The sequence below is a fragment of the Brevibacillus schisleri genome, assembly GCF_055685845.1.
This window is the reverse complement of sequence record NZ_JBVNDM010000001.1, coordinates 4,909,588-4,929,852: the sequence shown is the minus strand read 5'-3', so window position 1 is coordinate 4,929,852 and position 20,265 is coordinate 4,909,588. Positions and strand designations below refer to the sequence as shown.

Here is a 20,265-nt window from a genome sequence, read left to right as displayed (position 1 = left end):
GCGACAAGCATGGAAATACTGGCGTTTCTAAAAGGGTTGGTGTTTGAATGTGCTTCTGGATAACCGAGGCTTCATCGTTGCGAGCAGGACACCGACAAGCGTCACAACGCCACCAGCCATCGTCACAAGCGTAGGACCTTCACCCAGCCACACCCAAGCAATCAGAAAAGCGAGCACTGGCGTCATGTAAAGGGAGGTAGTAGCCTCCGAGGTGCCAACGACAGAAGTCACATAGGCGAGGGACAAATAAGCAACAACGCTAGGGAAAATGCCCAAATACACAACACTGAGTGTCACATCCCACGGCGCTTGGGCTATCGCTGTGCCAAGTCCGGGCAGAAAGAAGAGCATGCAGAAGGTACCTGCCCATAAGGTGTAGGCGGTAAACGCCAGAACGCCGTATTTTTCTACGAATGGCTTCTGAAACGCAAAGTAAATGCTTTCGCTACTGGCTGCCAATAAAATCAAGAATATTCCGTCTGTTATTTGGAGGGTCTCTCCTGTGCCAATCGTACAGATGGCGACTCCTAGAAAACTGATCAGTGCACCGAACCAGCCTCTCACACCGAAATGCTCCCGGAAGAATAGGAGAGCGAGGAGAGCGGAAAAGATCGGCGTCGTCGTGACCAAAAGGCTGGCTACACCTGCACTTACGCTCATCTCCCCGTAGTTGAGCGCTGTATGGTAAACGGCGAAACCCAAGCCCCCCAGCAGAAGGATAGCTGGGACATCCTTTAACTCCGGCAGACGGATGCGGAAAAACAGTGCGAGTATCCCGAGAAAAAGAGAACCAATCAGAAAGCGAAGCAGCGAGAGATGCTCCGGCGAGTATGCTTGCAGCCCAACGCGAATACCGGCAAAGGCCGAGGCCCATAACAAAATGCTGATGGCATGTGCAGCGAAAATACGACTTCTGACAGGATGAAACAAGATAACTTCCCTCCTTCGAATGAAAAAACCAACCTGCTATTCTCTGCTTCTTCTTTCTTTTCCATGGTAAACAAGAAGTGGTAAAATATCTGCAACCACTCAGCTATCAAAAAAACCAACCACTTTTACCTATGAAGATGAGGAAGAGGAAGGGATCGATCAGGTTGCACAGAGAGAAACGGTTGCCGAAATATCGGAAAATTATTGATTTTATCAAAGGAAAAATATCTACAGGAGAATGGCCGATTGGCAGCAAAATCCCCAGCCAACGCGACTTGGCACAAGCGTTCGAAGTCAATCGGAGCACGGTCATTGCGGCATTGGAGGAGTTGACTGCAGACGGGTTGATCGAGGGCAAGCTGGGAATGGGCACTGTCGTTGTCAATAATACCTGGACGCTGTTGGCTACGACACCACCGCCGGATTGGAGTGAGTACGTCAGATCTGGATTGCACAAGCCAAGCATGACGTCGGTGCAAGAAATCAATAAGCGTGAATTCCAGGCAGACCTGATTCAGCTGAGCAAAGGAGAGCTCTCCCCAGACATGTTTCCAGTCGATACGATGAAGCAAGTCATGGAGCGGGTAACGAGGAACCTTAGCGGATTTGGATATGAAGAGCCGAGAGGGTACTTTCCCCTGCGCCAAGCGGTCAGTAATTATGTCGGACGACAAGGAATTACAGCTTCGCCGTCTTCTGTCTTAATCGTGTCTGGTGCATTGCAGGCGCTCCAGCTCATTTCGGTTGGGTTATTGCATCGAGGTTCAACTGTGTTTTTGGAACAGCCTTCGTATCTCAATTCCTTGCATGTGTTCCAGTCGGCGGGGATGGAGCTTGCCGGATTGCCGATGGATCGTCAGGGGATGATTGCGCAGGCGATCTATGCGAGGCGAAAAGAGGAGCATGGGGCGATTCTGTACACCAATCCTTGCTTTCATAATCCAACAGGCATCCTGATGACAGAAAAACGCCGGCTGGAGCTGCTGCGGGTATGTGAAGAAGAGCGTCTGCCGATTATCGAGGATGACATTTACCGCGAGCTGTGGACGAAAGAGCCTCCACCGCTGCCGCTCAAGGCTAGAGATAAACACGGACATGTCCTGTACATCGGGAGCCTGTCAAAGACATTGACCCCCGGCTTGCGGATTGGATGGGTAGTGGGGCCAGAGCCAGTTATCGAACGCCTGGCCGGTATCAAGATGCAGATGGATTACGGAGTCAGCTCACTATCACAACGTGTGGCGGAGGAGTGGCTGGCAAGTGGCTTGTATGAGAGGCATGTGCACAAGGTCAGAGAGCAGCTCATTACAAGACGAGCTTCTGCCATCCGGGCACTTACGAAGCACATGAGTGAGCTCGCGACGTGGGAAGTACCTGACGGAGGATTTTTCATCTGGCTGAAAATGAATGGAAAGCTCTCGACGATGGAGCTCTTTACAGCAGCCAAACGCCAGGGCATTCTGCTGAATCCGGGCAACATTTACGGGGAGACGAAAGAAGGGTATGTGCGGCTCTCGTATGGGTACGATTCGATCGCCGATTTTGAATCTGGCATTGAGAGGCTTGGTCAAATCGTCCGCGATCATAGATAAAAGCAGAGGAAAGGTGGAGGCGGCAGCCAGTTGCTAATTTCATCACTGTCGCCTTCCAAAAGCAGGATGTCCACGGCCGGAAACCGCTTGCGAAAGCTGCCCAAAAGTCCGGGCAAAAAGCGGGAGGCGACTCAGCAAGGAGAGACCATTCGCCAATTCATACGCGAGCATGGCACAGTCAACGGGCGATTGATAAAATCCGTCGGGGGGCAGTGGCTGTTGTTATCTGCGTGGTTGGGCTGGTATTACGTGAAAACGGGCAGGCGTGAAGAAGCCGAAAAGATAGCGGCGTGGATTGTGTCCCAGCGGCAAGCGAACGGACTGCCTGAACAAGTACAGGAGCATTTGCTTTCCCCGGCTCATTATGAGATGTGGGTGGAGAGAACAGGGCACCCCGCTGTACCGCTCTTATGGTCGCACGCGATGTTTCTCGTGTTGGCGGCAGAGCTCGGCGTTCAGTACTAGCCCGGAAGAGGATCTTTCTGGTTGGTAGCGATCAACCGGGATAATTTAAAAAAGGTATTCAGGAGCAAAAATACATTCCTGAATACCTGTTAGTTTCATACTTCTTAAGGCACTCCTTAGCTCTTTATAGACACATCTTTTTCCAATGTTACTTCATGAAATGATTTCATACGTAGTTGTAAAAATGGGGTGAACAATAATGTACAAGCCGAAGCTAACAATCCAATGCCACCCGCAAATAAAGCGAACCGTAAACCCATTGCCCCTCCTATCATCCCTCCAATTAACGAACCAAGCGGTAAAGACCCCCACGAGATAAAGCGAAAGGTAGCATTCACGCGACCTTGCAGGGCATCGGGTACAATTACTTGACGTAAACTGACGGTACTAATGCTAAACATGGAGACACCCATTCCGAAAAGAAGCTGTCCCGTTATCATAATCAACGCCATGCTTAATTCTGATCCTACTGCTAATGGAGCAAGCAAGCCGCCACTTGCTGCGATCGTAGCGGAACCCACAATAGTTGGACCTACTCCAAAACGACGTACAGCCCTTTGGGCAAGCAGAGAGCCAAAGAGGTACCCTACTCCTAGCGTTCCATAAATGATGCCAACAATGCTCGCACTGATTTTGAGTTCTTGCGATGCATATAGAACATAAACACTAAAAATAACATTCCAGGAAAGGTTAAAGATTGTTGAGCAGCGAACCACTCCCCACAGCAACGGTTTTGTGTAAACCGTATGCAGCCCTTCTTTGATTTCCAGCCACATATTTTTTTGTTTTTTCGCATCTGTCACGACTGTCTCGAACTTGCGAATCCGGGCAATGTACACAGCGGATACAAAAAAGGATACCGAAGTAAATAATATTGCAAAAGGAGCGGTGATTAACTGTTCCAGTCCACCTGATAAACCCGGCCCAGCAATTTGCGCGGTAGATTTACTTGTCTCTAGTTTGCTATTCCCATCAACAAGCTGCTCCTTGCTCACAATGGAAGGCAAAAAGGATGTATAGGCAACATCGAAAAAGACAGTACAGATCCCCACTATAAAGGCTATCAAATATAGCACTGTCATATTCAGGAATCCGGTTAAGGCTGTCAGCGGCACTATGAGCAGTAATGCACCCCTGAAAAAGTTAGCGGCGACAAGAATGGGTCTCCGGGGAAATCTATCTATCCATACACCAGCGAGCAAACCGAAAAGGATAAATGGCGCATACTCGGCAAAACCAAGCAACCCCATTTGCATGGGACTGGCTCCTAAATAGAGAGCTGCCACTAATGGCATTCCTAATAATGCAACCTGAGTCCCAAACTGTGATGTCGTTTGCCCAATCCAGAGCCTGCGAAAATCTGTGTTCGTTAACAATCCTTCCACCTTGTTACTCATGTTCGTTCCCCCATTTTTCGTCACAACTAATTGCCATTTTTCGTATTTTTAGTATAGGGGAAATTATGTTTCAAGATCTTGCGCTTTCATTATCATAGTCAAAGCACGACGTCCAAAAAAGATTGGCATGATCGATTGATGCCGCGAGCTCAAGTGCCGCAGAAGATTCGGTTATTGAATTTTTATTACACCTACGTTATATTCCATATATGAAATATTAAAGATAAGGAGTCCCTCTATGCATACATTATCGAATGTTGAATTCATGCTCCTGCAATTAATCGCGGAACATCGTCAAGCTTCCGGATACGATATTATGAAGTTAGTCGAACAGCGAGGCTATAAAGAATGGGCAAATATCGGTACAACTTCGATATATACAGGATTGAAGAAACTTAGCGATAAAGGATGGATCTCACCTGAGACATCCGAGGAGAAATCCGGCAAGGGGCCAGCGCCGACCCGGTTTGCCCTCACCGAAGTGGGTATACGTAAGCTGAGAAATGAAATTCTTGATAGTCTGTCGTCTACACGGGAACGTGACAACCGCTTCGATCTCGGTTTGGCCGCTTTGCCTCATATCGGGAAGGAAGAGGCAGTCATTGCTTTACGGAAACGACTGGATTTTCTTGGACAATCCTCGATAAAAATAAGACAGAAGTACGAATCACAAGGGGGAGCTAGCTTGCCGCTGAACGTAAGGGCGTTGTTTTTGCATCCATTAAGCTTAATCGAGAGCGAGCAAGCGTTCGTTAGTCGTTTCATCCATGAATTATTGGAGGAGGCAAGTAAACATGGTCAAATTTATTGAAGGTTTCATTCCTTATCAAGGGGAACATTGCGAAACAACCGCCATGGGCAATTTATTGCAATATGCGGGAGTCCACCTGTCTGAGCCGATGTTGTTCGGACTCGGGCAAGGGCTTGGATTCATATACTGGGATTCGAAGGGAATGGACTTTCCTTTCATCGGAGGAAGGATAAAACCGGATAAACTGACCGCTTATCTCGCCGAACGACTCGGCTTGAACGTCAGATATCAAGAAACCTCGTCCGTCAATAAGGCGTGGCAGAACGTCCGAAGCAGCATCGAACACGGCATTCCGGTTGGGCTTAAATTAGATTCTTATTACTTGGATTATTTTACGAACAAAGTGCACTTCGCCGGTCACTATGCGGTACTTTACGGTATAGATGACGAATACGCCTACTTGGCGGACACCAGACAACAGGGTGGACTTGTGAAGACGAGTTTGACAAGCTTGGCCGCTGCCAGAAATGCAAAGGGACCCATGAGCTCCCGGAATCGTTCCTTTACGATCGAGCCAAACGACGCATTGCTTCCGCTTGTTTCTGCTATACGCGAATCCTTGACCATGAATGCGCAAGACTATCTGAACCCGCCCATTCAGAATATTGGCAATAGAGGCATTGTTAAAATGAGCAATGAAATCTTGAAGTGGCCTTCTCGCAGCAACAATGTCGAACATGATTTATGTCTTACCGCGATGCTAATGGAGCGGGCGGGAACCGGTGGCGCTTTATTTCGGAATCTGTATAGGGATTATTTGAGAGAATGTGCTGATCGGCTGGAGGACCCGAGGATCGAACAAGCCCACTGTATGTTTACAGAGATCGCTCCAATGTGGGTTAGCGTCTCTGCATCAATCGACCATGCAGGAAGAACAGGTGAGCACCAAGAGCTCGTGCATGCGTCTAAGCTGTTGCTTGAGATTGCGGATAAAGAACGCGCAGCCATGGAGCTATTGTTGTGATAGCTTTACACTTACATGGAACGGAATCATTCCTTTATGCTTAAAGTATAATAGCTTGATTTCAAAAGAGGAGGAATCAGAAAGTTGAAGTACTATCGCTATGTGTTAAGTATCCCACCTTTGGATTGGGAGTGTTGCTTTCTTAGCATTGAGGAGTATAAGCAGAGCTTTGCGAATAAGTATCATCAAAATATAGAGTATTACATGCAAGTTATCGGGGATTGTCAACAGCATCTCGTTGATATCGATAACCTTGCTGTTGTGACTTATAAAGATCTGTGTGCAAGCGTTCATTCTGCTGAGCTGCGTTGTCCAGCCATGATTTTCTCCATACCGAGTGGCGATCATCGAGGATCAGCTTTGTTTTGTATCATGTACAAGCTTGAAGACGACGGGGATACGTTTATTTACTCTCCTGTTCCACTCGTTCATCTAGAGCAAGATCAAGCAGGTGAAATAGAGCTTTTCATCTAGGATCGAAAGACTGGTCAAATCGTCCGCGATCGTAGATAAAAGCAGAGGAAAGGGGGAGGCGGTAAACAATGGGGTATATAGAAATTACGAAAAAAAATATAGAAACGGAGCACATATGCTGTGCATTAGGTGCAAAACAATACGAACATTCAGTAGCTGAGAAGAAGAAGTGGCTGACAGAGCGAATGGATGAAGGTTTGGTTTTTTATCGCTTGGATGAGCGAGCAAAAGTGTTTATTGAGTACTTGCCTGCGGAAATGGCATGGGTTCCAATTGAAGCGCCCAATTATATGTATATTAACTGTTTGTGGGTCTCTGGCAGATATAAAGAGAACGGGCATGCGAAACAATTGTTGCATCATTGCAAGGAAGATGCCATCAAACGTGGTATGGACGGAATCGTTCATATCGTAGGGAAGAACAAGTACCCGTATTTGAGTGAGAGGCGTTTTTTTGAGCATATGGGGTTTGAACTGGCAGACCAAGCAGAGCCGTATTTTCAATTAGTGGCATGGAAATGGAATGAACAAGCTGCTATGCCGTCCTTTCGTAACACAGGAACGACTTCTTCAAAGGAGAAGGGCGTCACCATTTATTACACAGCACAGTGTCCATTTGCAGTTGGTGTTTTGGAAGAGCTGAGAAAAGTAGCGGAAGCGAAAAGTGTCCCCTTTCATGCGTACAAGCTGACAACGAGGGAAGCAGCACAGAACGCGCCTGTCGTATGGACGACCTTTGGCCTGTTTTATCAGGGGGAATTTATTACCCATGAAATCATGAGTGCCAACAAATTTGAAAAGTGGCTAACAGAGCTTCTCGCACACCAAAAGCCCCGCCAACCCCAATAGGCGAGGGCTTTGTTCGTGTGGCTACCTGCTCGTTGGCGTGAAGTCCATGCCTTTTACATATTGCTGGCTGTGAACGGCAAACTCTGCCGTGAGTGGGGAGATCGACTGCCAGTTGCGTACCGCGAGCACCACTTCCCTTGTAATCGGGGGTGACAGAGGGATCGCGACGACTTTGGGGATGACAGGTGGCATGTACAGCTCAGGCATGATAGTGACGCCGATATACTCTTGCACCATGGTCAAAATCGTATACACCTCACGCACTTCAAACGTAACTGTTGGGGTGATGTGATTCTCTTGCAGCATTTTTCGGATGCAGCCATCCTTTGGCATGATAAAACAGCGTTCCGCAATTTCGGAAAAACGAAGGGTCTGACTGTCCTTCAATGGATGGGTATCTGGCAAAATGACCATCATTTCGTCTTGCAAGAGCGGCAACGTTTGCATTTCCTTATCAGGCATAACGGTAAATGCAATGTCGACAACCGAGCTGTGCAGCCAGTTGCTAATTTCATCACTGTCGCCTTCCAAAAGCAGGATGTCCACGGCCGGAAACCGCTTGCGAAAGCTGCCCAAAAGTCCGGGCAAAAAGCGGGAGGCGACGCTGGGGATCGAGGCAATACGCAAGGTACCGGACGAAATCCCTCGGGCCACATTTGCTTCCTCCGTCATGCAGGATGTGATGTTCAAAATGTCGCGAGCGTGCGAAAGCATTCGTTCTCCGATGCTCGTCGGAGTGATCCCGCTGCGACTGCGCTGAAAAAGGCTGACGCCTAGCTCTTTTTCCAAGGACTGAATCATCTGCGAGACGGCGGATTGTGTAAAGCCGATTTCTTCTGCTGCCCGCGTGAAGCTACCAGCTTTTGCTGCGGCGACAAACACTTGCAATTGGGTAAGCGTCATGTCTCCTCGTTCCTTTTCATTAGTTTTATCTTATGAAAAATATTATAAATCATTGTTTTACTAATGGAAAAGAGCTTCGTATAGTAAAAGACATCACCACCAAGCATATACGAGGAGGAACATAGATGCATCCCGAATGGCAGCGAATTGCAAATGAATTTATCGAGGCGACCTCTTACCGGGTGGGCGAGCTGGAAAAAGGCTGGGCCTCTCGTTACGATTTTTCCAAAAGACCAGCGACGTATTTGCGCTATGAAGAGGTGTTTGCCCGCATAGAATTGGGCAAGCCGCAGTTTCCAGCATCCGTCGATTTGTGGGAGGTCCTCGCCAATCGAAGATCCAAGCGTAATTTCTTGAAGCAGCCTATGACGCTTAACGAATTGAATCTCTTGCTGTGGGGGACACAGGGCATCACAGAGGATATGGGAGACTATCAATTACGCACGACGCCGTCTGCCGGGGCTCTGTATCCGATTGAGACGTACCTGATGATCAACAACGTGGAGGGACTCGAGAAGGGCCTGTATCACCTGGATGTACAGAATTGGTGCTTGGAAGGACTGAAGAAAGAAGACACATCCGAGATTGCCTATCTGTTCACGGAAGAACAAGAAGTGACGAGACGGGCTGCTGTCAATTTCGTTTGGACAGCGATGGTGGATCGCACGAAAGACAAATACAAAGAACGTGCGTACCGCTATATTTGGTGGGATTCCGGGCACGTGTCGCAAAATCTGCATTTGGTAGCAAACGGATTGGGGCTTGGGGTAACGACGATTGGTCACTGGATGGATCATGACATGAATGAATATTTAGGCATTGACGGCACGTCCCATCTGTCTGTTTTGATGGCATCAGTGGGCAAAATCGCAGGTGGGCATTGGCTGACGGACCGACGACCGGAATAAGCAGGTAAAAGGATGGGCATAAAAAGCCGCATCCTTTTTTTCATTTATGATGGTGTGCCAATTGAGATGTCATGTGCAGAAAGTGTATCGCGAAGAACGGTCGCCATGAGTTGGTAGCCGAGGACATGCGGATGAAGCCCGTCGTCAGCTAATTCCTTGCGCAGTGTGATGCCATCAGTGTCTATCATGCGGGAGTGATAATCGACATAGAGACAGTTTGTTTGTTCAGCAATCACTTGAAAACGTTTATTGATAGTAATCACGAGCTCGTTTCGCTCATAGTTGCGTGCGTATCGGTCCATGCATGTAGGCAAGAGGGAACAAAGAATGGGCTGAATGCCTTGCTCGAGAGCCGCATGCACCATTGCTTCTACATCACTGGCCACCTGCTGGCAAATCTCTTGGGGTGTCAGTCGGTCGGAAGGCAAGAATGTATCCAACGCCCATGTATTGTTAATCCCGATCATGATCACCACGTAACGTGGCTTCAATTGAAGGACATCCGCGGCAAAACGCCTACGGGCCTGCTCGGTTGTGTCACCGCCGATTCCACGATTGACGATTGTCTGACCCGACCGGCCAAAAAAGGTAGCGAGATCCCACCAATGCGTGATGGAATCGCCGAAAAAAACAAAATCGACTGGGTGCTGGTGGAAGAGAAGCGCTTCATTATGAAAGTCAAATTCGTTGCGTCGCCTGTCTGCTGGCGCATCGATACTAAAAAATCCTGGCTTTATGAGAGCTGGGCGCTGTTCGTCCAAGCTACATCCCTCCTCGTCCAAAAGTTTACCATATCCCTGTAGGCGTGGTGTGCAGTTTCGTTTACTTCTTACTTGATTTTGCCGAGTGTACACGATAACATATGTTCTAAATAAGAGTGATAACCATTATCAAAGTGTGGAGTCTAAGAGAAGAGGGTGACCGATGTGTCCATTGCCAAAGTAATTCGAGAGCGCCGCTCTATAAAAAAAGACTATAAACCAGATACTGTGTCCGAAGAGCTTGTTCTGGAGCTGTTGAATGACGCCGTATACGCGCCGAACCACTGTATTCGTGAGCCATGGAGATTTATGTTTGTATCTTCAGAGAAAAAAGAAGCGTTTGTAGAGAAGTTGATCACCTGCTATCCGCCCGAAGCCCATCAGGCGCGCAGAGACATGTACAACCAGCCAGCAGCTTATTTGGTTGTTATCATGAAAGAAGATCCGCGCCAAAAACAATGGGAAGAAGATTTCAGTGCGACGGCTGCTCTCATTCAAAACTTCCAGTTGCTCGCATGGGAGCGTGGACTAGGCGTCGTCTGGAAAACAAACGCGCACAACTGGGACCCGAAGGCACACGCCATCTTGGGTGTTGCGCCAGGAGAGAAAATCGTTGGCTTCCTGCACCTCGGTTTTTTCGATCAGGAAAATGTACCAGCAGCACGCACACGCACACCTGCCGAAGAAAAGTTCACTCGGTTCGAATAAATGGAAAAAACGAGATCATTCGAAGGTCTCGTTTTTTTTGTGTAGGCTGCACGACTTCGGTTACACTAGTGCTTGAACATTGTTTAATGAGCTCGAGTTGAAATATGGGAGCAGGGTGTATGGTATGAGAGTTTTTTGGACGTTACAAAACCAAGAAGCATGGGATCTGGCTCAAGATCGGGGATATATACAGGGGGAACGAAATTATGCGATGTTCCCAGAAGAATACGAATGGATGATCCACCAGATGAAGAAGCGATTGTCAAACTATGAGGGCGATTATCCGGTATGGTTGTGGGTGAACAAACCTGATTTGAGGAATACAGGCTATTTTGAAAGTGGCGTAAAGTTCGTCAGAATCAAAGTTGAATTGGATGAACAAGAGGTTTTACTGTCTGACTACGATGAATGGCACATGGTATTAAATCATGATTACCTGGCAAACAGTGAACAAGAGTATGAAGAATACCATCAGGGGAAAGGGACGATTTCAAAAGAGGAAAGCTGGGAACGCATCTTTGCATGGGATAGAAAGCGAGACTCCAGTTGGGATATAGATGGGGATAGAGAGTTACAAGGGACAACGGGGAAAATAAATCTAGCTAACGTCAAAAGCGTCGAGTACTTTATCGCGAGGTAATGGGAAAACGAGACCATGGAAAGGTCTCGTCAGGCTGTCGAGAAAGTCGACAGCCATTTTTATTTCACTTAATTTTAAAGCGACACCGCGTTAATTTGTTATAATTCTTATAATTACATTTTATAGTAGGTGATTATTGTGCTTACCTCCAATGATAAAAATCCACAAATGCATTACGAATTTGTGTGTCTTGATGAATTGGTCCCAGAGGACCATTTATTAAGGGTCATCCAGAAACATATAGATTTCTCCTTCATCCGAGAAAAAGTACGTCAATATTATTGCGAGGATAACGGTAGACCGTCGATTGATCCTATTGTTTTATTTAAAATGATTTTCATTGGATACCTTTACGGTATCCGCTCAGAGAGGCAACTCGAAAAAGAAATCCAGACTAATATCGCCTATCGTTGGTTTCTTGGCCTTTCTTTAACAGATCGAGTTCCAGATCACACAACAATCAGTTGGAATCGTCGAACCCGTTTTAAAAATACAAATGTTTTTCAGGAGATTTTTGATGAAATTGTTCGCTTGGCGATTCAGCATCGAATGGTCGCTGGACGTGTATTGATAAGTGATTCTACGCATCTTAAAGCAAATGCGAATAAACGAAAATTTAAGAAGCATGTCATCGAGAAAACGAGTCGTGCCTATCTCAAAGATTTAGAGGTAGCAATTAATGAAGACCGTGAGGTACATGGAAAAAAGGATTGAAGCCTAGAGAGGGTGTGAAGGAAGAAAAGGAAATCAAGATGAGTACCACTGATCCGGAAAGTGGCTACATGGTTCGAGACAGCAAGCCCGAAGGCTTTTTCTATCTCGATCACCGGACTGTCGATCATAAGTACAATATTATTACCGATGTCCATGTCACTGCTGGCAATGTCCATGATTCCGTTCCTTACATAGATAGGCTGAATCTCCAAATCGAGAAGTTTGGGTTTCAGGATACAATTGAAGCTATTGCATTAGATGCTGGTTATTTAACTACTCCAATCTGCAAGGCACTTCACGATATAAATGTATTTGCTGTCATCGGTCATCGTGCCTTTACACCTGTTAAAGGTCTTTTTGCTAAATGGCGCTTTAAATATGATCTGGAGTGCGATGTGTACACATGTCCTCAAAAACATACGCTTACTTATTCGACTACCGATCGAAACGGATACAGGATGTATAAGTCCAATAAAGAAATATGTAAAACTTGTCCAAGGCTTTCTGAGTGTACCCGATCTAAAAATCACCAAAAGGTGATAAGCAGGCACGTTTGGGAAGAGAGTAAGGAATGGGTTCGACAGAACCGTTTAAGTAAATCGGGGAAATATTTATATAGATTAAGATACCAAACCATAGAGCGAAGCTTTGCAGATGCTAAAGAACTGCATGGGCTTCGCTATTGTAGGTTACGCGGACGTGAAAATGTCCAAGAGCAGGTATTGATGACAGCAACAGTACAAAACATTAAAAGGATAGCGCTACACCTAGCGAAAGCAAGTTAGGTGCAGGCTATCCTTTTTTTCAGCACTTCGTGCTGAACAATACTAAAAAGAAATCCCCCAAAAGGGGGTTTCTCTTCAGGCTGACGAGACCATGGAAAGGTCTCGTTTTTTCATGATTATTTGGATGCTTCCTGCGCTACGACTTTTACCATGCTTGAAATGATCCCTAGATGGATGGACTCGTGCATGACGGCAAAGTTAAAGACTTCTCCTACCGTCGTAAATTGGAAGGGACCCATTGTAATGGGGGCAGGCAAAGCTGCCTCAAGCTGCTCAGGGGTGACGGAGGCCAGCAGATCTAGCTGTACGGACAAGTAGTGAATGAGTTCATCTTTCGCGGGAGGTGCAGTCGTCCAGTCAGAAGGCTTCGTTCCCGTCTGAAAAAGAGTAGCGTAAGAAGCGGGCAGGTCAGATTGGTAAGGCAAGCCGATGGACAGGAAATGTTGAAAACAAAAGACGATATGCCCAATATTCCAGCGAAGTGTATTTGAAAAAGCGGGAGATTGAACATCCAATAGCTCCTCAGGAATCATGGGAATCTGCTGCAGACCAATTTGACGAACGGATGTGGCAGAAGTGATCATGCTTTGAGACATAAGACAAAACCTCCCTATCATTTTCCTATGATTGACAGCGCTCTTACCGTCATCTAAAGTGTACGTCGTAGGGGAAAACGCAACAATCATGCTTTTCCGATGAGAATGATTAGTAAAAATGATCATGGGCGCAAGGGGTGAAGCAATGGAGCTCAGGCAATTGGAGTATTTTATGGCAATATGTGAGGAAATGCATTTTTCCCGGGCCTCAGAAAAGCTATGTACCTCTCAGTCCAACCTCAGCCAGCAAATTAAGTTTTTAGAGAATGAGTTGGGTGTCCCGCTGTTTGACCGCTTGGGCAAGCGAATCACGCTGACAGAAGCAGGAAAGGTATTGCTGGAGCAGAGTCGGCATGTTTTTTCCCATATCGACTACGCACGTGAAGCAATTGCAGCCATGAAAAATAACGAAGGGGGCACGCTCACGATCGGTGTCCTGCCTGGCGATGCCGATTTGTTGTTTGATGCTCTTCTTGTAGAATTCCACCGCTTGTATCCGAAAACATCTTTATCCGTCATAGAGTCTACAAGAATCGTGGAGCAAATCACATCCGGCGAGATTGATTTGGGCGTGACTGTGTTACCTGAGCCGGATGAGAGAATCACTGTCATTCCGCTATTTCATGAAGAGTTCGCGCTTGCCGTTCATCGCGCACATCCACTCGCCAAGGAAAAGGGAATCAAGTTTGGTCAGCTTCAAGAGGTGAAAATGGTGATGTTTCCGCCGGATCATCAAGCGAGACAGCTCATCAATCGCTATTGCATACAGGAAGGCTTTCGTTTGCAGCCTCATATCGAAACAACTACACTCCAGTCTCAATTGAGTCTTGTAAAAAAGGGGATTGGGGGCTGTATCCTGCCTAGCTTACTGCTGCAAAACGTAAACGACGACGAGATTGCGATCATCAATCTCTTGCATCCGACACCCAGCCAAGACATCTGTCTGGTTTATCGCAAGGACAAATATATGGGGTTCGCGGCTCGTACCTTCATCGATACGCTACAAGCGTATATTCAATCGGCCATCGACAACGCCCAGGCTTCCGCCATCAATAATAATCACTCGTAAGATTTTCCTTTCCTTGGTAAAATAAATGCATATCATGATGAACTGTACGATCTGGTCGATGGGAGGAAGTTCACATGCATCCAAAAAAAGTCCCCCGTTAATCCCGAGGTCCTCCATTCATGTATTTGTGTCAGCTCACCTCAAAAAATATCAAGGGAGAAGTACGTAAATGAACATGAATGGACCTGTAAAAATGTCTCGAAGTGAACGATTTCAAACCTGCCAAGAAATTGCTGCGAGATTGCATGACGTGTACAAAGAAAAGATTCTGGCCATTGGGGTGTATGGTTCTATTTCTCGTGGGACAGACGGCCCTTATTCGGATATCGAGATGTTTTGTGTACTAGAAGAAACAGGGGAAGAAATAGAATTTAGCCACGAATGGTCAGCGGGACCTTGGAAGGCGGAAGTGAATGTGTGCAGTGCAGATGTTATGCTGAACACTGCCGCTACTGTCGAGGATGATTGGCCGCTGACACATGGCCCATTCTTTTCTCCGCTGAGTCTGTACGATCCGAAGGGCTTTTTTGAAACGCTCAAAAAAGCAGCAGAATCACCATCGCAGGAAGAGTTCACAGAGAATATCAACGGTATTCTCGTAGGGGAAATGTACGAGTTTATTGGCAAGTTGCGAAACGTAAATTTAGACGGCCCACATACCTATCTGCCTTACTTGGCCATGGAGTTTGCCCAATACGGTGCGATGTTGATCGGGCTGCATAACCGAAAGCTCTACTCGACAGGGGCCAAGGTTTTGCCAGAATCGCTGGAATTGCCGCATCGCCCGGCTGGATACGATCAGGTAGCCAGATTGGTAATGGCGGGAGATCTGACTGATCCATTAAAAATCGTTACTGCTTGCGAAGCATTCTGGGATGGTCTCCAAGAGTGGGCTACACAACATCACTATGTGATTCATTCAGAGCGAATTCCTTTTTAATGGATAAAAAAACTAATGAGACCCCGTGCAACGTAGGGGTCTCAACTTTCCAAGAAAGCCTTGCTTCCTAGCGAGGCTTTTCTTTTTTGCTTACTCAACTTTGCCGCTCAAATGCTCATGAATGAGCTTCCATTCATCTGTCTCCGTTTTCGTGAAAATATTCGTGGCTCTGCCACTTCCTTTGACGAATTCCCCGTTGTAATAGCCTTGATATTCATACGTATATACACAGCTAGCGGATCTTTGATCGACAGCAATCCACTGGACATCCGTAGCCGCATACACTTCATCCTTGATCAGATGCCATGCATTTTCAAAGTAAGCGCGGATTTCACTCATGGATGTACAAGTCTTGTCGGAAAACCAGTAAATGGCATTCGGATGAAGCACTTTCTCTACATTGGCAAAGTCATGTGTATTAGTAGCTTCTATATATTGCGCTAACGCCTGTTTATACCCTTCCACAAATGATCCCTCTCTCCGCTGAAAATGGTCTATTTATCCATATTTTATAGGTTTGCGGCAAAGAAAAAAAGCCCGCCCGATGTAGAAGGGGGCTATTCGGGCGGAAATGGAGGACGTAATGTCCATCGTAGGGTCTGACACATTCATGATAGTTGTCTGATGTTAAGGAAGAGTAGAGAGAACATGAAGCATTTGTTAATTTTTAGGTTTTGTCTAAATGCCGAGGGGCAAGCACCCGTTTTTTTTCTTTTTGATCGCTAGGATAGACAGGCATCCATACAGGGGAGATGAGACTGTCATAAGCTGAATGCAGTACTGATCCTTGCCAGCAGATCGGTGCTTCCATCTGATCTCAATGAGAGGAGGAGAGAAGATTATGGGTTGCAATCGCGATGGTTTCGGCTTTTTTGGTGGCGGGTTCATTTGGATTCTCATTATTATTTTTCTAGTAATTTGCTTCTTTGATGATTAAGGTACGATTGCAAAGAAAAGACTCTGTGCTCTTATACGAGAGACAGAGTCTTTTTTCTGGTTACTACTTCAAATGCTGCAAAAACTGACGTGTGCGTTCCTCACGCGGCTTTGCGAACAAGTGGGAAGGTGTATCTCGCTCCACAATGACGCCTTGGTCCATGAAAATCACCTCGTCGGCAACTTCGCGGGCGAACCCCATCTCGTGCGTGACGACGATCATTGTCATTCCTTCCTGGGCAAGCTCCTTCATCACCTTCAAAACTTCGCCAACGAGCTCCGGGTCGAGAGCGGAAGTAGGCTCGTCAAATAGCATGACTTGCGGGTCCATCGCCAGTGCCCGAGCAATCCCAACGCGCTGCTGCTGTCCGCCAGATAACTGTGCAGGAAAATGGTCCAGCTTGTCACCAAGACCAACCTTTGTCAGGAGAGCAGCGGCTTTCGCACGTGCTTTCTCTTTGTCTTCTTTTTTGACAGTGACGGGCCCCTCCATCACATTTTCAAGGGCTGTCATGTGCGGGAACAGATTGTAGCTTTGAAACACCATTCCGGTTTGCTTCCGCAGCTTCGGAATACTTGTTCTCTCTACTTTTTTGGAAAAGTCCAGCTTGACGTCCCCAATCTGGACGCTGCCGCTGGTCGGAACCTCAAGTGCATTCAGGCAGCGAAGCAAGGTTGTTTTCCCGGAGCCAGAAGGACCGATGATAACGACTACCTTTCCTTTTTCCACCGAGAGGGAAATGCCTTTGAGCACATGTAAGGTGTTGAATTGTTTATGCACATCCGTGATCGTAATCATTCGTTTTCACCTGCTTTTTAGACATAACGGTCCAGCTTGCTTTCGATGCGATCCTGGATAATGGAGAGTACGAAGCAAATCACCCAGTAGATAAGGGCCGCTTCCGCATAGACGAGCAACGGCTCATATGTCGCAGCAACGACTTCTTGGGCTTTGCGAAACATCTCCGGTACGAGAACGACCGAAGCCAGCGAAGTATCCTTGACCAAACTGATAAACGAGTTGGACAAAGGAGGAATGGAGACGCGAGCTGCTTGAGGGAGCACGACCCTGCGCAGTGCTTGCCAGTAGGTCATTCCCAGAGAGTAGGCTGCTTCCCATTGCCCTTTTTGAATCGACAAGATCGCGGCACGTACTACTTCGGAAGAGTAGGCACCGACGCTGAGAGAGAAGCCGATGATTGCTGATGGTATCGGATCGATCATCAAGCCGACGCTCGGCAAGCCATAAAAAATGATGAACAATTGGACCAATAGCGGAGTACCGCGAATGATCGATACATAAAAGCGGGCGATGCCAATCAGCGGCTTAATGCCGGATAGTCGTGCCAGCGCAGTGAGAACGGCAAGGATCAGACCAATGAAAAAGGCAGCGATGGCGATTGTTAAAGAATAGAGCAAGGCTCCTTTCAACAGAGGAAGAAAGGAGCTTTGCGCGATATCGATCCATCGGTTCAGGCGTTCTGGGTTTTCAAAGAAGCTACTTAGAAACATCTGCACCAAACCATTTCTCTGATATTTTTGCGAGGGTACCATCTTTCGTCATGTCATCCAGTGCTTTGTTGAATGCATCAACCAGCTCTGTGCTGCCCTTGCGGAAGAGGAAGCCGTTTTTCGCTACGTTCGGATCTTTTGCGATAATTTTGATCGGAACATCAGGCTTTTGCTTCATGAAGTCTAACAGGGAAATCCCATCGTTGATCGTAACGTCTACACGCTTGGAAACAAGCAGGTCAATCGCTTGGTTAAAGCCTTCCACACCGACGATTTCCGCTCCGTTTTTCTTCGCGATATCTGTGAGGTTACTCGTCAATGTTTGCGCTGCTTTTAGACCTTTAATATCCGCAAAGCCTTTTACGGTCGTGTTGTCTTTATGGGTGACAAGGACTGCTGTGGAAACGGTATATGGATTGGAGAAATCGTATTTTTCCTGACGATCAGGGCGAATGCCTACCTGATTTGCTACGACATCAAAGCGCTTGGAGTCAAGTCCAGCGAACATGGCATCCCATTGTGTTTCTTGAAACACAGGCTCAACGCCGATGCGCTTTGCTACCTCTGTCACGACCTCCACATCATAGCCTGTCAGCTTGCCAGACTGATCGTGGAACGTAAACGGAGCGTATGTGCCCTCGGTTCCGATCAGCATTTTACCGTCAGCTTTTACTTTTTCCAACAAGTTTTGTTCTTTTTTCCCTTCTGTTGGGGCAGGAGCGGCACTATTTTGCGGTGGCTGTCCTGTTGAAGACGACCCGCAACCTGCCAATGCGACTAACAGAGTGGAAGCGAGAAGGGAAAATAATAGTTTTTTCATAAAGTAACCCCCACTAAACCGATGTGAATTTGAATAGGAACATACTAAAAGGGACAGACAATTTTGTCAACGGCTAAGAATTTATTTAAATTCTTAGGCGCATGAAAACTTACCGCATAAACGCGGTCGCTCCCCATGATTTTTCCACGATAAAGATTTTCTTCACGGCTAAGAATTACTTCGTGATATCTTCGCCGAACCATTTGACGGAAAATTTGGAAAGGGTGCCGTCCTGCTGCATCTCATCGAGCACCTTGTTAACGGCATCAATCAATTCCGTGCTACCTTTGCGTAACATGAAAGCGGTTGGTTGGCCTTCTGTATTTTTCGCCACGATTTTGATTGGCGTATCCGGCTTTTGTTTTAGGAAATCAAGCACCGACAAATTATCGTTGATCACCACGTCCACGCGTTTTTGCGCGATCAGGTCAATCGCCTGATTGAAGTTGTCTACACCGACGATTTCTGCCTCATGGGAGCGGGCGAGGTCAGCGTAGTTGCTGGTCATGGATTGTCCGGCTTTTAAGCCTTTAATATCCTTGAAGTCTTTGACGGTGTTATTGTCCTTGTGCGTGACCAAAACCGCACGGGAAATCGTATATGGCTTGGAGAAATCGTACTTTTCCTGACGATCAGGACGGATTCCTACCTGATTGGCAATGACGTCAAAGCGTTTGGAGTCGAGTCCCGCAAACATGGCATCCCACTGGGTTTCCTGGAACACAGGCTCTACACCGAGTCGCTTGGCAACCTCCGTGATTACTTCCACATCATAGCCAGTCAATGTTCCCGACTGATCATGGTACGTAAACGGAGAGTATGTACCTTCCGTACCAATGACGAGTTTCTTCTCGGCTTTCACTTTTTCCAGCAAATTTTGCGAAGCTGCTTGATCAGCAGGCGGAGTCGTATTATTCGGCTGAGAAGGAGAACCGGAAGTGCTGCAGCCAACCATTCCTAGTAGCAGACAAGAGAGTAGGGTAGAAAGAATGACTTTTTTCATGTTGTAATCCCCTTTATGTTAATCGGATTTCATGGATTCATAGTAGTGGTCGTTCATGCCTTTGTCAATCTTTATATTGTTAAATCCTATTTGATTACTTTGGATTGAGATCTATGTAGCTGCGGTGAAGAGAAGAATATTTCCAGTCTAGGCTCCAGGCTCCGTCCTGCTGGGGGTAAAGACTGTCCGCTCCGAAGGGATTCGCGGGGAAACGCAAAAGTGGTAGCCGCTACGCCGTATGGGCACGGTTGCGTTTCTATTGCCCGCGAATCCCTTCTCCGCTCGGTAGGACTCCACAAGTCGCTACGTCTGGAAATATTCTTCTCTGTCGTAACTGATGACATCTCTTCATTCTGTTAAATCTTTAAAAGCCCGTTTAAACAGGGAAAGCTCGTAGAGGAAACAGGAGAAAACAGCGAAGATCTTTGGTACACCGACCGAGACGGAATGCAAAAAGCGAAACACGCCTTTAAGCGTCCACCTCTGAAA

General features: G+C 46.9%; 22 protein-coding genes. 12 read left to right on the top strand and 10 right to left on the bottom strand.

Annotated elements, in window-relative coordinates; genetic code table 11:
• Window positions 1–27 precede the first annotated feature (27 nt).
• Window positions 28–930, bottom strand: a complete 903-nt coding sequence (locus ACUUHJ_RS23425) for a DMT family transporter (protein ID WP_221868082.1) — start codon at window positions 928–930, stop codon at window positions 28–30.
• Window positions 931–1,067: 137 nt separating this feature from the next.
• Between ACUUHJ_RS23425 and ACUUHJ_RS23420 the strand changes: the two genes are divergently transcribed.
• Window positions 1,068–2,522, top strand: a complete 1,455-nt coding sequence (locus ACUUHJ_RS23420; protein ID WP_472300053.1) for an aminotransferase-like domain-containing protein — start codon at window positions 1,068–1,070, stop codon at window positions 2,520–2,522.
• Window positions 2,523–2,552: 30 nt separating this feature from the next.
• The gene (locus tag ACUUHJ_RS23415) at window positions 2,553–2,987 is read left to right on the top strand and encodes a hypothetical protein (RefSeq protein WP_472300052.1); all 435 of its coding nucleotides are present in this window, start codon (window positions 2,553–2,555) and stop codon (window positions 2,985–2,987) included.
• A 116-nt stretch (window positions 2,988–3,103) separates the two neighbouring features.
• On the opposite strand, the gene ACUUHJ_RS23410 is transcribed toward ACUUHJ_RS23415, so the two are convergent.
• The gene (locus ACUUHJ_RS23410) at window positions 3,104–4,372 is read right to left on the bottom strand and encodes an MFS transporter (RefSeq protein ID WP_472300051.1); all 1,269 of its coding nucleotides are present in this window, start codon (window positions 4,370–4,372) and stop codon (window positions 3,104–3,106) included.
• Window positions 4,373–4,622: 250 nt separating this feature from the next.
• Between ACUUHJ_RS23410 and ACUUHJ_RS23405 the strand changes: the two genes are divergently transcribed.
• From ACUUHJ_RS23405 to ACUUHJ_RS23390, 4 genes are all read left to right on the top strand, one after another.
• Window positions 4,623–5,195: a PadR family transcriptional regulator gene (locus ACUUHJ_RS23405; RefSeq protein WP_289674020.1), complete on the top strand. Its 573-nt coding sequence runs from the start codon at window positions 4,623–4,625 to the stop codon at window positions 5,193–5,195.
• Entirely contained in the window at window positions 5,179–6,159 is a 981-nt protein-coding gene (locus tag ACUUHJ_RS23400) for a BtrH N-terminal domain-containing protein (protein WP_234125214.1), read from the top strand. Before ACUUHJ_RS23405 ends, ACUUHJ_RS23400 begins: the two co-directional genes overlap by 17 nt.
• An 84-nt stretch (window positions 6,160–6,243) precedes the next feature.
• Window positions 6,244–6,633: a hypothetical protein gene (locus ACUUHJ_RS23395; RefSeq protein WP_289674018.1), complete on the top strand. Its 390-nt coding sequence runs from the start codon at window positions 6,244–6,246 to the stop codon at window positions 6,631–6,633.
• Between the two features lie 68 nt (window positions 6,634–6,701).
• Window positions 6,702–7,481 carry a GNAT family N-acetyltransferase gene (locus ACUUHJ_RS23390; RefSeq protein ID WP_289674017.1) on the top strand — a complete coding sequence of 260 codons (780 nt, stop codon included), beginning with the start codon at window positions 6,702–6,704 and terminating at the stop codon, window positions 7,479–7,481.
• Between the two features lie 21 nt (window positions 7,482–7,502).
• Here ACUUHJ_RS23390 and ACUUHJ_RS23385 read toward each other — a convergent pair whose 3' ends face one another.
• Window positions 7,503–8,384 carry a LysR family transcriptional regulator gene (locus ACUUHJ_RS23385; RefSeq protein ID WP_289674016.1) on the bottom strand — a complete coding sequence of 294 codons (882 nt, stop codon included), beginning with the start codon at window positions 8,382–8,384 and terminating at the stop codon, window positions 7,503–7,505.
• 125 nt (window positions 8,385–8,509) lie between these two features.
• Here ACUUHJ_RS23385 and ACUUHJ_RS23380 point away from each other — a divergent pair, with 125 nt between their 5' ends.
• A complete protein-coding gene (locus tag ACUUHJ_RS23380) occupies window positions 8,510–9,292 on the top strand; it encodes a SagB/ThcOx family dehydrogenase (RefSeq protein ID WP_289674015.1) in 783 nt (260 codons plus the stop codon).
• Window positions 9,293–9,336: 44 nt separating this feature from the next.
• On the opposite strand, the gene ACUUHJ_RS23375 is transcribed toward ACUUHJ_RS23380, so the two are convergent.
• Window positions 9,337–10,053: a GDSL-type esterase/lipase family protein gene (locus ACUUHJ_RS23375; RefSeq protein ID WP_289674014.1), complete on the bottom strand. Its 717-nt coding sequence runs from the start codon at window positions 10,051–10,053 to the stop codon at window positions 9,337–9,339.
• A 156-nt stretch (window positions 10,054–10,209) separates the two neighbouring features.
• On the opposite strand from ACUUHJ_RS23375, the gene ACUUHJ_RS23370 reads away from it, so the two are divergent.
• The 3 genes from ACUUHJ_RS23370 to ACUUHJ_RS23360 all read left to right on the top strand — a co-directional run bounded on the left by ACUUHJ_RS23370 (window position 10,210) and on the right by ACUUHJ_RS23360 (window position 12,900).
• Window positions 10,210–10,761: a nitroreductase family protein gene (locus ACUUHJ_RS23370; protein WP_289674013.1), complete on the top strand. Its 552-nt coding sequence runs from the start codon at window positions 10,210–10,212 to the stop codon at window positions 10,759–10,761.
• A gap of 124 nt (window positions 10,762–10,885) precedes the next feature.
• Window positions 10,886–11,401, top strand: coding sequence for a DUF3841 domain-containing protein (locus tag ACUUHJ_RS23365; protein ID WP_289674012.1), 516 nt, complete (start codon window positions 10,886–10,888; stop codon window positions 11,399–11,401).
• A 168-nt stretch (window positions 11,402–11,569) separates the two neighbouring features.
• A protein-coding gene (locus ACUUHJ_RS23360; RefSeq protein ID WP_472301122.1) for an IS1182 family transposase occupies window positions 11,570–12,900 on the top strand; the annotation gives its coding sequence in 2 pieces (ribosomal slippage) (window positions 11,570–12,110 and window positions 12,110–12,900; 1,332 coding nt in all).
• Window positions 12,901–13,016: 116 nt separating this feature from the next.
• Here ACUUHJ_RS23360 and ACUUHJ_RS23355 read toward each other — a convergent pair.
• A complete protein-coding gene (locus ACUUHJ_RS23355) occupies window positions 13,017–13,496 on the bottom strand; it encodes a DinB family protein (RefSeq protein WP_472300050.1) in 480 nt (159 codons plus the stop codon).
• A 145-nt stretch (window positions 13,497–13,641) separates the two neighbouring features.
• Between ACUUHJ_RS23355 and ACUUHJ_RS23350 the strand changes: the two genes are divergently transcribed.
• On the top strand, window positions 13,642–14,565 hold the full coding sequence (locus ACUUHJ_RS23350) for a LysR family transcriptional regulator (RefSeq protein WP_289674010.1): 924 nt from the start codon (window positions 13,642–13,644) through the stop codon (window positions 14,563–14,565).
• A 169-nt stretch (window positions 14,566–14,734) separates the two neighbouring features.
• Window positions 14,735–15,505 (top strand): ANT(4')-I family aminoglycoside nucleotidyltransferase, encoded by a 771-nt coding sequence (locus tag ACUUHJ_RS23345; RefSeq protein WP_472300049.1) that lies wholly within the window; start codon window positions 14,735–14,737, stop codon window positions 15,503–15,505.
• 90 nt (window positions 15,506–15,595) lie between these two features.
• Here ACUUHJ_RS23345 and ACUUHJ_RS23340 read toward each other — a convergent pair whose 3' ends face one another.
• From ACUUHJ_RS23340 to ACUUHJ_RS23320, 5 genes are all read right to left on the bottom strand, one after another.
• Entirely contained in the window at window positions 15,596–15,970 is a 375-nt protein-coding gene (locus ACUUHJ_RS23340) for a YybH family protein (RefSeq protein ID WP_289674008.1), read from the bottom strand.
• A gap of 535 nt (window positions 15,971–16,505) precedes the next feature.
• Entirely contained in the window at window positions 16,506–17,240 is a 735-nt protein-coding gene (locus ACUUHJ_RS23335) for an amino acid ABC transporter ATP-binding protein (protein ID WP_016743061.1), read from the bottom strand.
• Window positions 17,241–17,257: 17 nt separating this feature from the next.
• Window positions 17,258–17,953 (bottom strand): amino acid ABC transporter permease, encoded by a 696-nt coding sequence (locus ACUUHJ_RS23330; protein WP_289678135.1) that lies wholly within the window; start codon window positions 17,951–17,953, stop codon window positions 17,258–17,260.
• On the bottom strand, window positions 17,940–18,773 hold the full coding sequence (locus tag ACUUHJ_RS23325; protein ID WP_289674006.1) for an amino acid ABC transporter substrate-binding protein: 834 nt from the start codon (window positions 18,771–18,773) through the stop codon (window positions 17,940–17,942). The genes ACUUHJ_RS23330 and ACUUHJ_RS23325 overlap by 14 nt, the downstream gene beginning before the upstream one ends.
• A gap of 175 nt (window positions 18,774–18,948) precedes the next feature.
• Complete coding sequence (locus ACUUHJ_RS23320) at window positions 18,949–19,776, bottom strand: amino acid ABC transporter substrate-binding protein (protein WP_472300048.1); 828 nt, start codon at window positions 19,774–19,776, stop codon at window positions 18,949–18,951.
• Between the last annotated feature and the right edge of the window lie 489 nt (window positions 19,777–20,265).